10 protein-coding genes and 1 tRNA gene are annotated in these 12,004 nt (G+C 60.6%); 4 read left to right on the top strand and 7 right to left on the bottom strand.

Going from position 1 to position 12,004, the window contains the following annotated elements:
* Positions 1-162 precede the first annotated feature (162 nt).
* Positions 163-1,305, top strand: coding sequence for a ceramide glucosyltransferase (locus RVU70_RS11190; RefSeq protein WP_363346242.1), 1,143 nt, complete (start codon positions 163-165; stop codon positions 1,303-1,305).
* A gap of 173 nt (positions 1,306-1,478) precedes the next feature.
* Here RVU70_RS11190 and RVU70_RS11195 read toward each other — a convergent pair whose 3' ends face one another.
* The 5 genes from RVU70_RS11195 to RVU70_RS11215 all read right to left on the bottom strand — a co-directional run bounded on the left by RVU70_RS11195 (position 1,479) and on the right by RVU70_RS11215 (position 6,053).
* Entirely contained in the window at positions 1,479-1,916 is a 438-nt protein-coding gene (locus RVU70_RS11195; RefSeq protein ID WP_363346243.1) for a DUF1810 domain-containing protein, read from the bottom strand.
* A gap of 73 nt (positions 1,917-1,989) precedes the next feature.
* Complete coding sequence (locus RVU70_RS11200; RefSeq protein WP_363346245.1) at positions 1,990-3,369, bottom strand: class II 3-deoxy-7-phosphoheptulonate synthase; 1,380 nt, start codon at positions 3,367-3,369, stop codon at positions 1,990-1,992.
* A gap of 175 nt (positions 3,370-3,544) precedes the next feature.
* Positions 3,545-4,921 carry a glutathione-disulfide reductase gene (gor, locus tag RVU70_RS11205; RefSeq protein ID WP_363346247.1) on the bottom strand — a complete coding sequence of 459 codons (1,377 nt, stop codon included), beginning with the start codon at positions 4,919-4,921 and terminating at the stop codon, positions 3,545-3,547.
* Positions 4,918-5,616 (bottom strand): ribose-5-phosphate isomerase RpiA, encoded by a 699-nt coding sequence (gene rpiA / locus RVU70_RS11210; RefSeq protein ID WP_363351306.1) that lies wholly within the window; start codon positions 5,614-5,616, stop codon positions 4,918-4,920. The genes gor and rpiA overlap by 4 nt, the downstream gene beginning before the upstream one ends.
* 41 nt (positions 5,617-5,657) lie before the next feature.
* Complete coding sequence (locus RVU70_RS11215; RefSeq protein ID WP_363346249.1) at positions 5,658-6,053, bottom strand: hypothetical protein; 396 nt, start codon at positions 6,051-6,053, stop codon at positions 5,658-5,660.
* A 118-nt stretch (positions 6,054-6,171) separates the two neighbouring features.
* On the opposite strand from RVU70_RS11215, the gene RVU70_RS11220 reads away from it, so the two are divergent.
* Both RVU70_RS11220 and RVU70_RS11225 read left to right on the top strand, forming a co-directional pair.
* The gene (locus RVU70_RS11220) at positions 6,172-6,867 is read left to right on the top strand and encodes an HAD family hydrolase (RefSeq protein WP_363346251.1); all 696 of its coding nucleotides are present in this window, start codon (positions 6,172-6,174) and stop codon (positions 6,865-6,867) included.
* Positions 6,868-6,917: 50 nt separating this feature from the next.
* Positions 6,918-6,992 (top strand) — tRNA-Val (locus tag RVU70_RS11225).
* Positions 6,993-7,411: 419 nt separating this feature from the next.
* On the opposite strand, the gene RVU70_RS11230 is transcribed toward RVU70_RS11225, so the two are convergent.
* A complete protein-coding gene (locus RVU70_RS11230) occupies positions 7,412-7,906 on the bottom strand; it encodes a YqhA family protein (protein WP_363346253.1) in 495 nt (164 codons plus the stop codon).
* 458 nt (positions 7,907-8,364) lie between these two features.
* Between RVU70_RS11230 and RVU70_RS11235 the strand changes: the two genes are divergently transcribed.
* Entirely contained in the window at positions 8,365-8,766 is a 402-nt protein-coding gene (locus tag RVU70_RS11235; RefSeq protein WP_363346255.1) for a hypothetical protein, read from the top strand.
* Between the two features lie 387 nt (positions 8,767-9,153).
* Here the strand turns inward: RVU70_RS11235 and RVU70_RS11240 are convergent, their stop codons facing one another.
* A complete protein-coding gene (locus tag RVU70_RS11240; protein WP_363346257.1) occupies positions 9,154-10,899 on the bottom strand; it encodes a hypothetical protein in 1,746 nt (581 codons plus the stop codon).
* Positions 10,900-12,004: the final 1,105 nt, after the last annotated feature.

Here is a 12,004-nt window from a genome sequence, read left to right on the forward strand (position 1 = left end):
TTCTCGCGCCGCAGCCCTTTTGCCAAGTGTCGGCGTGCTTGTCAGGTGGAATATCGAATTGGCCGCGTCCGGGCCTCGCGCGCCGCCGCGACCGGCATGTCGCGGCGAGCCTCCGGCTGCGCCGCGACTCGCTCTCCCACGGCGCCTGACCTAAAGGCTTCCATGATCCTTGCCTATATCTGCGCCGGCTGGTGCGCCTTCATCCTCGTCATGAACTTCGCCAGCATGTGGCTGATGGGACGCAAATGCCGCGCCCGGCCGCGGACCCTGCCGGCGCCGGCGGACACGCCGCCCGTGAGCATCGTCCGACCGCTGCGCGGTCTCGAACCTTTCTCGGAAGAAACCCTCGGCGCCACTTTCGATCTCGACTATCCGCATTACGAGATCATCTTCTGCGTCCAGTCCCCGAGCGATCCGATCATTCCGCTCGTCGAGCGGCTGATCGCGACACATCCGGCGCGCGAGGCGCGGCTGCTGATCGGTGACGATTACGTCAGCGCCAATCCCAAACTCAATAATTGCGTCAAGGGCTGGCAGGCGGCGCGTTACGACTACGTCATTCTCGCCGACTCCAACGCCCTGCCGCCGCGCGATTATGTGCAGACCATGCTCGCCGCCTTCGGGCCCAATACGGCGATGACCGTATCCATGCCGATCGGATCGCGCCCCACCGGCTTCTGGGCGATGGTCGAATGCGCCATTCTCAATACGTTCCAGGCGCGCTGGCAATATGGCGCCGAGGCGATCGGCGTCGGCTTCGCGCAGGGCAAAAATATGATGTGGCGGCGCGAGGTGCTCGATCGGGCCGGCGGCATTCGCGCGCTCGGCGCGGAGATCGCGGAAGACGCCGCCTCGACCAAAATCATCCGCGCCCAGAACATGAAGGTGCGGCTCGTCGACATGCCCTTCGAGCAGCCGCTCGGCAAACGCACGGCGCATGAGGTCTATTCGCGTCATGTGCGCTGGGCGCGGCTGCGTCGCGTGACCTTCCCGGCCCATTATGCGCCGGAATTCATGAACGGCAGCTTCGTCGCCGTCGTGCTCGGCGCCTATGCCGCGCTGGAATTCGGCGGCGACCCAACGATCGCGGGCCTGACGGCGGCGGCAATCGTCGGCGCGCTGCATGGCGGCGAATTGTGGCTCGCGAAAGTCTGCGGCTTTCCGCTCGACTGGCGCAAGCCCTTGGCGCTGCTGATGCGCGACCTGCTGCTGCCGGTGATGTTCGTCGACGCGCTGCTCTTCGACGACTTCGTCTGGCACGGCAACGCCATGACGGTGCGCGAAGTCGAGGATACGGCGGGCTGAGGCCGGGCGGCGCCTCGTCGCTTCAGACGCGGCGCTTCGACAGCTACTCGGCGTAAGGCGTCAATGAGCGACGCGAAATGCAGAAGCCCCTCATGCTGAGGAGCCTGCGCAGCAGGCGTCTCGAAGCACGAGGGGCGTGATCGCATTCTGCAACAGCGGGGTGCCCGCGACCTCTAATCATTTCTCAGCCGCGCGAGCGTGTCCGCATCCGCTCCTTCCGGAAAGTAAAGTGCGAGCGCGCGCGCGAACAGCGGATCGCCGGGCGCCGCGCAGGAGAAGAGCGTCAGCGACGAGCGAAATTTCAAGGCGTCGGTGGCGCCCAGCCCCTCTCTCGCCGAAGCCGCGCCGCTGTTCAGAAACGCCTCGACACATTCGCGCAGGCGCGGGCCGAGAACCGGATGCGCGAGATAGGCGCGGGCTTCGTCGAGCCCGGAGAGGCCATAGAACCGGCTGGCCTCGCTGAAGCCCAGCCCCTTCAGTTGCGGAAAGACATACCAGATCCAATGGCTGGTCTTGCGACCGGCGTGCAGTTCGGCGAGCGCTCGCGTGTAGCTGGCCGCCTGCGCCTCGACGAAGCGTTGGAGGTTGAACGGGTCACAAGCGTCGCCCATCTTCGGTCCCCAACAAACAAGAAGCGCGGCGATTTCCGGCGCCGCGCTTCTCGAAACTCATGACCTCAGCCGCTCACTCCGCCGCGTGCTGCTCCGGCAGGCCGCGGGCGACGCGTTCCGCCTTGAGCAGCTCCGCGACCAAAAAGGCCACTTCGATCGCCTGCTCGGCGTTGAGGCGCGGATCGCAATAGGTGTGGTAGCGGTCGCGCAGATTGTCTTCCGAGATGGCGCGGGCGCCGCCCGTGCATTCGGTGACGTCCTTGCCGGTCATCTCGAGATGGATGCCGCCCGCATAGGTCCCCTCCGCCTGATGCACGCCGAAGAAGCCGCGAATCTCCGACATGATGCGGTCGAAGGGCCGGGTCTTGTAGCCCGCCGCGCTGATCGTGTTGCCATGCATCGGATCGCAGGACCAGACGACATTGCGGCCCTCGCGCGCCACGGCGCGCACGAGCGCGGGCAGCGAATCGCCGATCTTGTCGGCGGCGAAGCGGCAGATGAGCGTGAGCCGGCCCGGCTCGTTCTCGGGATCGAGCGCGTCGATCAAGCGCATGAGCCCGTCGGGCGTCAGGCTCGGGCCGCATTTCAGGCCGATCGGGTTGCGGATGCCGCGCATGAACTCGACATGCGCGCCGTTCTCCTGGCGGGTGCGGTCGCCGATCCACAACATATGGCCGGAGGTCGCGTAATAGTCGCCCGTTGTCGAGTCGACGCGGGTGAGCGCCTGCTCGTAGCACAAGAGCAAGGCCTCGTGCGACGTATAGAAATCCGTCTGGCGCAGCTCGGGATGGTGCTCGGGGTCGAGCCCGATGGCGCGCATGAAGGAAAGCGTCTGGGTGATCTGGTCGGCGAGCTTTTGATAGCGCTCCGACTGCGGGCTGCTCTTGACGAAGCCGAGCATCCAGCGATGCGCGTTTTCGAGATTGGCGAAGCCGCCGGCCGCGAAGGCGCGGATCAGATTGAGCGTCGCCGCCGACTGCCGATAGGCCAGGAGCTGGCGCTGCGGGTCGGGCTCGCGGGACTTCTCGGTGAAGTCGATGTCGTTGATGATGTCGCCGCGATAGCTCGGCAACTCCTGGTCGCCCTTCTTCTCGACCGGCGAGGAGCGCGGTTTGGCGAACTGGCCGGCGATGCGGCCGACCTTGACCACGGGCGAACCCGCCGCATAGGTCAGCACCACCGCCATTTGCAGGAATACCCGGAAAAAATCGCGGATGTTGTCGGCCGAGTGCTCGCTGAAGCTCTCCGCGCAGTCGCCTCCCTGGAGCAGGAAAGCCTTGCCGGCGGCCACGTCGGCAAGCTGGCGTTTCAGGTTGCGCGCCTCGCCGGCGAAAACCAGCGGCGGAAAGCCGGCGAGCTGGGCCTCCACATCGGCGAGCGCCTTCTGGTCGCGATAGACCGGCGTCTGCTCGATCGGCAAGGTTCTCCAACTGCCTGGCGTCCAGCGTTCCACTTCTCAAACTCCGCGAAAATGCAGCCCGGATGGACGGGCCCCGACGCCGCAGCTCGGCGCGAGAGGCGCTTATAGAGGAAAATTGCTGCGGGCGCGACCCCTTCGCCTGGCTGCTCCAGGCCGCGTCGGGGACGCCCGCGACGAGCCCGGGCGCGACGGGCGCAGCCCAGAGGCGCTAGCCCTCGCGCCTGAGCCTGCGCGCCGGCGTGCGCATCGTCACCAGCTCCTCAGCCGCCGTCGGATGCACGGCCATGGTGGCGTCGAAATCGTGTTTTGTCGCCCCCATGCGCATCGGGATGGCGATGAGCTGCGCCATCTCGCCGGCTTCGGGTCCGAAAATATGGGCGCCGAGCACGCGCTGGCTGTCGCCGTCGACCAGAAGCTTCATATAAATTCGCTCGGCGCGGCCAGACAAAGTCGCGCGCATCGGCCGGAAGGAAGTTTCGTAGACGTCGACCGACGCAAACTTCTGTTGCGCGGCTTCTTCGGTGAGCCCCACCGTGCCGACTTCCGGCGTGGTGAAGACGGCGCTCGCCACGCAATCGTAGTCTACCGTCGTGGGCGCGCCGCCAAAGACCGTGTCGGCGAAAGCGTGGCCTTCCCGTATCGCGACCGGGGTCAGATTGATCCGGTCGGTTACGTCGCCGACCGCGTAGATCGACGGCACATTGGTCCGGGACTGGGAGTCGACGACGATCGCGCCATTCTCGCGGGTGGCGACGCCGGCGCGCTCCAAGCCGAGATTCTGGGTGAGCGGGCGACGGCCGGTCGCCACCAGCACGGCGTCCACCTCGCGGGTTTCGCCGTCGCTCATGGCGACTTTATAGCCGTGAGCGCTCTTGTCGACGCGGGTCGGCAGGGCGCCGGCGCGGTGAACGACGCCCGCGGCCGTCAGGGCCTCGGAGACGCGTTGGCGCAGGTCCGCGTCGAAGCCGCGCAGCGGCAGATCGGCGCGATAGGCGAGCGCGACTTCTGCGCCCAGGCGCGTGAAAATGCTGGCGAATTCGACGGCGATATAGCCGGCGCCGACGACGAGGAGCCGCCGCGGGAAGGACGGCAGGTCGAAGATCTCATTGGACGAGACGCCCCATTCCAGGCCCGGAATATGCGGCGCCAGCACCGGCGCGCCGCCGGTCGCGACGAGAATGTAACGGGCGCGCGCCGTGCGGCCGTCCGAGAAATGCACGGCGTTGGGGCCGGCGATCGTGGCGCGGGCGCGGATCAGTTCGACATTGGCGGTGCCGAGCGTCTGCTCATAGAGCCCGGAGAGGCGGGTGATCTCCTTCTCCTTGGCGGAAACCAGCGCCGACCAGTCGAAGGCGGTCTCGCCGACGCGCCAGCCGAAGCCTTTCGCGTCTTCGAAATCGTCCTTGAAGCGGCTCGCCAGCACATAGAGCTTTTTCGGCACGCAGCCGCGGATCACGCAGGTGCCGCCGACGCGAAACTCCTCGGCGACGGCGACCTTGGCCCCATGGCTCGCCGCGACGCGGGCGGCCCGGACGCCGCCGGAGCCTGCGCCGATGACGATGAGGTCGTAGTCGTAATCGCTCATGCCGCGCCGCCCGCTACGTCGCCGAGAATGCGCACGCCCGTCGCGCCGGCGATGAAGATCGCAGTGGCGAGGCCGATGAAGAGACCGTGATCGACAACGCCCGGTATCGTCGAGAGGCGCTCGGCAAGCGCCTCCGGAGCGTCGATGGCGCCGAAGGCGCAGTCAAAGATATAATGTCCGCCGTCTGTGAGATAGGGCGCGTCCGGCGCGCTCATTCTTTGAGAGATGGCGCCGATGAGCCCGAGCCCGCGCGCTGCGCGCTCGATATGTAGCCGCGTCGAGCGCGCGCCGAATCGGTCGACTTCAACGGGCAGGGGAAAGGCCCCGAGCGTGCCGACTTCCTTGGTCGCGTCGGCGATCACGAACATGCGCTTGGACGCCGCAGCGACGATTTTCTCGCGCAACAGCGCGCCGCCGCCGCCCTTGATGAGCCGCAAAGAGGCGTCGAACTCGTCGGCCCCGTCGACGGTCAGGTCCAGCTCCGGCGTCTCGTCGAGGGTCGACAGCGGGATGCCGAGCCCTTCGGCCTGAAGCCGCGTGCGCTCCGACGTCGGCACGCCGACGACGTCCAGCCCGTCCCGCACCCGCGCCCCGAGAAGATCGACGAAATGCGCTGCGGTCGAGCCGGTCCCGAGGCCGAGACGCATGCCAGGGGCGACAGACTCGAGCGCGGCCTGTGCGGCGGCCCGCTTCATGGCGTCGGCGGATAGAGTTGCGGTCAAGGCGGAGCGAATTCCTATTTGGCCTGGGGGGTGCAGACGACGGAGCTTTCGTTGAGAACGAAGCAGATCGACATCATGCCCGAGCGCAGATCGACGCGGAAGACGCCGCCCTCTCCCGTGTGGCGCGAGGCGACGAGCGCGTATTCGCTGAAGGTCCCGGCCTTGGCGCCTTCGCCCGGCGGATAGCACAGAGTGACGCCGATGGACGAGCCCTCCTTCAGCCCATATTGGCAGGCGCCGACCTCGCCCGTCGCTTTATCCAGGCGGAAGACGCGGTTGAGGTCGGTCTGCGGCGCGGCCAGAAATTCGTAATTGCCCGCCGCCGAGGCCGTGGCGGCGACGCCCGCCCCCAGCAGGGGCGTCGCCAGCGCAAGGCGTCGCCAGCCATGGCAATACTGCGAAAGACACATTGGTCCCTCCTCGTCCGCGAATCGGTTGCGTCGTTTATACGCGGCGCCTGCGCGCCGCGCCAAACATACAGCCGCGCATGCTTGATCTCGAAGGCCCGGGCCTTTACGCCGATGTCACATGATTCAGCGCCCGCCCATCCTTGTTTTCGATCTCGACGGCACTTTGGCGGACACCGCCCAAGACCTCATCGCGACCCTCAACGTCCTGCTGGCCCGCGAGGGCCTGCCGACGGTTGCGCCTTCGGCGGCCCGCAGCCTCGTCGGCGCCGGCGCGCGGGCCTTGATCGAGCGCGGCTTCGCCCTGACCGGCGCCCCGCTTCCGCCAGAGCGGATCGACCCGCTGGTCGAGGAGTTTCTGGTCCATTATGAAGCGCATATCGCGGACGAAAGCGCGCTTTTTCCCGGCGCGCGCCCCGCGCTCGAGCGATTTTCGCAGGCCGGCTTCCGCCTGGCCGTCTGCACCAACAAACCGGAGCGTCTGGCGCGGCTGCTGCTCGAAAAGCTCGACGCCGCCGACTGTTTCGCGGCGATCTGCGGGCGGGGAACCTTCCCCATGCACAAGCCGGACCCGCGCACCCTGACGCTGACGATCGAGGCGGCGCAGGGCGACCCTCGCCGCGTGGTGATGGTGGGGGATTCGAAAACCGACATCGACACCGCCAGGGCCGCCGGCGCCCCGGTCGTGGCGGTGGATTTCGGCTATACGGACACGCCGGTGGCGGCGTTTGCGCCCGACCGGGTCATCTCGCATTTCGACGATCTGTGGACGGCCGCGACGGCCCTGCTCGACCCCTCTTGTTTCCGGCGCACTTGACGGGAGGGCGGCGCGTCTCTTACAGGGAAGCGTTCCGCGTCGATCGCGACGGGCGGCTAGCTCAGCGGGAGAGCACTCCCTTCACACGGGAGGGGTCACAGGTTCAATCCCTGTGCCGCCCACCATTCGAGCCTCTGAAAAACAAGCGTGTTTGAAAATTTGATTTTCGCGTTCCGCGCAGGTCGGCGCAGAACGGCGCAGGAACATGCGCGTTCGACTCGTGGAAAATCAGTGGAAAGCGTTCCTGCTCCGTCCTTTCTCTTTATCCACCTAATCATCGCGCGCCGCCGGTAGGCTGAAGGCGATTAGATCGGGCCTGGTTGCAAGCGCGCCGAGGTAGTGTCTCAGTTTGCAATCTGAGGCTGTAGGCAATCCATCGTCCGGCCAGATATCCCGTGCTATGCTTGACCTTACTCCCCGTTCACAGCCCGGGGCGGGGAAGAGCGCGGAGGACGCAAGTGCCAGGACAGGGGCACGGAAAAATCTATTGCCCGATAGGAGCAATCCCCACTGATTTTTGAAATTCTGAAAATCCTTGCTCGGATCACCCCTTGTCACTTGTCTGCTGGGAGAATCCCATGGCTAACCGAGAAATTACTAGGGTTAGATGCAGGAAGATGTAAAAATATAGATCGCGGTCGTCGAATTGCTGGACGTCCATAAAAACTTCAAGAAGCCTTACAGCCGATATTACAACAAGTGTGGTCAGAAGCTTCAATTTTAGATTCGTAAAATCAACGTCCGTCATCCAGGTTGGTTTTCCGCCTAAACCTTCGCGGCTAAGAGCGGAAACGAAATTGCCGTAAACCGAAATCGCAACTAAGATGACCAGCGCAGCAATGAGAGTTAGGTCAATCTGCTCTAGCACCGTGCCTTTCATGTATTCATTTTTGCCAGAGTATATTTCTTGAATGAGACTCAGCGTATTTTTCGCCCCTTTCAGCATGAGGCCAACCACGCCGATGCTAAGCATCAAAATAAACGGAAGCAGCAGCCAGCGAATAGAGAATATATAACTCTCGAATAGTCGTCTAAACATAGCATGCCTCTACCGGTCTGTTAGAAGATATCTAAGCATCTTATCAGGTGGGGCGCTCCGCAAAAGCGATTCCTTGCGCACACAAAGGATCGCATTGGTGCGAATGCGTAAGTAACGAGCAGCATCAAGGCGGTCTTGCCTGCCATGGGCTTAGGCTCCGCGCAAACAGACACAAAGAACTGGAATGACGAGGATTGGCGGATTGCCGAACAGGGGTCGCGACCCGTCTGCGGGGCTCCGGAACAGCAGCGCCGCCAACGCGCACTTGGACATTGGTGTTTGGGCTGCTGCTTTAGCGTATGTGTCAAACTGATACACAAAATTAGCGCATCAGCTTCCGTCCGGGTAGGGCACGGAGACTTTGACATGACAATAAAACGAGAGGCGGCATATCATGAGGCAGCTCACGCCCTCATGGCGCATCTTCTCAGTTTCACGCCTTACGTGGCCCGATAAACTTGAAGAATTACGGCGCGGGCGAGCTTTACATTTCTCTCAGCCGCGCGAAGCTGACCGCTAAAGGCAAGCCGCCAACGGCAACGTCGGCCAGTGACCCCGAAGTTGCGCTCGATTTGGGTATGGTTCTTGTCGCAGGTCTCGCGGCAGAGCGGATCGCAGCGGAAAGAGATGCGAGCCTCACGCCTAACCCGCAATGTGCGGAACCTGATTATGAGCTACTCCGGCAAGAACTCGCGACGGCCGGGGTGCTCGATGAGATAAGCGGATTGGAGGGCTTGGTCCCGAAGGTCTTGCAGGCTAACTGGGATCAAATTGAGAGGCTCGCCGAATATCTGTTTGAGATGGGCGGAGCAGACCCGGAGACGATAATCGGGGTCCTCAAGGGAACTTTACAGAAATAGGAACGGAGGGGTTCCGGGCTTGTGTAGCGCTCGTTGCGGTGCGCTAGCCGACGTGGAAGACAAGGATGGCTTCCGGTCGAGTCTGCAAGGTCTGATTTATAACGATTACAAGCGGCGACTGGGATTCCCCCTGCGCGACGAAACCCCGCAAAAAGGGCCTGCCCCACGATTTCAATGAAAACTGGAGCGAGTAACGCACTTATCACAGAGAGTTCGCGAACTGCGCCGACGAGCCTGGCGCAAAGGACGCTTTCGACGCCGCGCAGACGCTCGCCCAATATTAAGGGCCAGGCATCCTAAACGCGCGAATGCGCGGACATCACGCGGCACGCCACGCACGATTCGCAGCTACACCGCCAGCGCGGTAGGCCTTCAAAGTGAGTTCTATTACCGATCGAGAACTAAAGCCTCCCTCGCTACTTCTTTGCGCGTCTCATTATTAAAAGTCTTTACGAGTTGGTGCTTTTCGGGGTCATAGGTTACAGAGCCGTGCAAGCAGGCTTGTGCCACCTTTGGATGTTCGGCCAGAAGCGTCTTATAATTTTTCTTTGTCCACTTTATCACGCAGACACGCAACGCGTATTCGTTGCGATCGAATAGGTGACGCCGATCACCCGGCGTCAACCCGAGAACATGCAGGCAAAAGCCAAGATAACGAGCGCCCCTAAAATTGCCGGAATGCCGGATAATTTCGTCGTATATTAAGCGGCGCACTTTAAATCTAATTACGGAATACGTGTAACCATCGCGGAATGAGAATAGAACATCCCATGCGATGTTGTGCTGCACGTTCCAGCAAAGAGATGACGAAACATCGACGGTTCCCGCCTGCGAAATTAGACTCAAGATGGCATGAGCCAGTGCGTCATAAACATCGTGATACTTCTCTTTGCTCGGTCTAAGGGAACGCGCTTTGATGCCACTTTTACCAAGCAGAGTAACAGCTTCTTTCAAAAAATCCGCAACCGCCTCGAATCGCGCATATTCCGGTGACTTCCAACTAGCGCCTGCTAGGCTATTTATTTTGTAAACCTCATTAGCGCAGCTCTTGAGAGATCCAAGCAGCCGCGCAAAAGCGTAAGAATGGGTTTGATAGGGATTTTTTTCGAGATACGCTTTAAAGAACGCTAGGCTAGCCCTTTTGAAGCCTTCCATTTGGATGGCGTCAAGGGTGTTTATAACCAAATAGTGCAAATCCAAGGGTGAGACGCTTTTCCTAGCGCAATGCTCGACTAACTCGTAAGATCCAAAGACTGCGCTCGTGATTGGTTTTGCATAGCCAAAGTATCCAGAACTATAGCCGCTCTCCTCTTGGTAAAACGCCGAGCCTGTGTTGACGATGAATTCTTCGCCGACATTTCGAGAGAATTGAGCGAACGGAGCGTCAGGATATTCAGCCGCGAGCATGAAACATCGAATTGCAAAAGCGGGATCGCGTTCAACGATGAGATCGCAAAACCGCCGATCAGCGAGCGATAACAGCAGATCATGCGCACAAGCTTGATCAATGGACAACTTTGAAGGGTTGCGGTGAGAACTGACTTGCGCAGCTAGGCGAAAGATATCGTCCATTGTGAAGCCTAAGTCTTCGGCGATCGCCTGAAGCCGATCTTTGTCTCCCTGATGAATGAAGCGAGTCGTCGCGTTGAAAAATTGCACCGCGTTTGCTCGCCGAAGCTGTGCCGGTCGGAGAAAGCATACCGAAACGATATAGATTACGAGGCCAAGAAAAAATGCGGCTAGTATAATTTTGATGTTGCCGTAATGATTAAGGAAATGGGGCAGGGGCAGCGCATTTTGAAACCAGAATTCGGTTAGCAGCAAAATACAGGCTATAGTGCTAGCAGTCAGAATGGCAATCCTGCGTACATCGTAGCGCGTAACGTGGAGTCGATAGCGATAACGAAAATCGGACACGTTAAACACGACGACAAGTAAGGCGAGCGTTGACAGGAATTGCGCTAGGCCGAAAACACTTGAAGTATCCGAAGTAGCCGGTTCGATTTGAAAGCCATCCCAATCCCGAAAGGCGCGAATCACAGAAGAATATATGCTCGTCACACAATTGGCGGCAGCGGAATCAATTATGTGGAGGTTTCGAATTTCATCAATAACCGACTGAAGGGTGCGCATTGACCTTCCTTAAGCTTGGGGATTTCGCGGGGCCCTACAAGCGTTCATGAAAGATATCGAAAAGACAGATAAGGCAGCGGAAGGAAAGCGAAAAAAGCCCCGCGACGGAGTAGACTCGGCAGGCCCTTTGAGCGTTATACGGCGAGAAACTCGAGCCGCTTTGGCGGCGGCCTGCCCACTTCGGCAAGCTTTATTTTCGCTTGGACGCAATCGCCTGCGTAACGAGACTGGTCTCATGAATGATGAATTTGGTGCTTCTCCGACGGCCATGTCCTGCGGATCATAGCAAAATTTTTGGAACGATGGATACGCTTCGAGCATTTACCGTCGAGATATGGTTGCTATTTTTTGACGCCCTTCTAGCCAAAGGGAGGCGAAGATGTTGGGTTTCAGATCTGACGGACTTTTCACCGCGCATTTTGACGGAGCCACAAATTTCGGAAGCCCTTATAGCCCAAAGCAGCGAACGTTAGCGGGGACGCTAATCGTCTCTCTTCTTCTAGCGTCGAATGCGATTGCTGAAACAGAATGCATTAAGGGAAGAACGGATATGCAACCAACCCCTCCAGGCGCGGCTATCAGCAACATACGCGTATTCAAGGCCACAGGAAATTATGCTGCTCTCATGCTACGCGCACGACGCGAATTTAACAGTAATAATTACTTGGACAAAGCCTTTTCCTTCTGCCCCTGCCCCTGCCCCTGCCCCTGCGGAGGCACTGTTCCCGCCAAATCGCAGGGGTTTGCCTCCTCCTGAAGCGGCTCTCGTAAAATGACAACGATGAACTCAAGACGCGCGAGCAAAGCTCTCCGCGAGGATGCGCCAAGATGACGGAGCATATCCCATAGCACACTCCCGTCTCGCGGCTTTATATTATTTGCTTTTGTGCTAGTACATAAGGAGAGGAAGAGGATCAATGACGACGTCCAAGAAAGCCGATCCAGCACTATTCATGGAATTGAAGGCAGCGAGTGGAACGCTGGGAGATGATCAGGAGCCTGTCCTTGGCCCAGGATGCTGCACGTTTGTGAAAAATGGAACGATTATCGGGTTGAGTAATGTTGGCAACAGGGAGACTTGTGAGCAGATCGTAGCTAAGGCCGA

Source organism: Methylocystis echinoides, from assembly GCF_040687965.1.
Taxonomy (GTDB): Bacteria; Pseudomonadota; Alphaproteobacteria; order Rhizobiales; family Beijerinckiaceae; genus Methylocystis; species Methylocystis echinoides_A.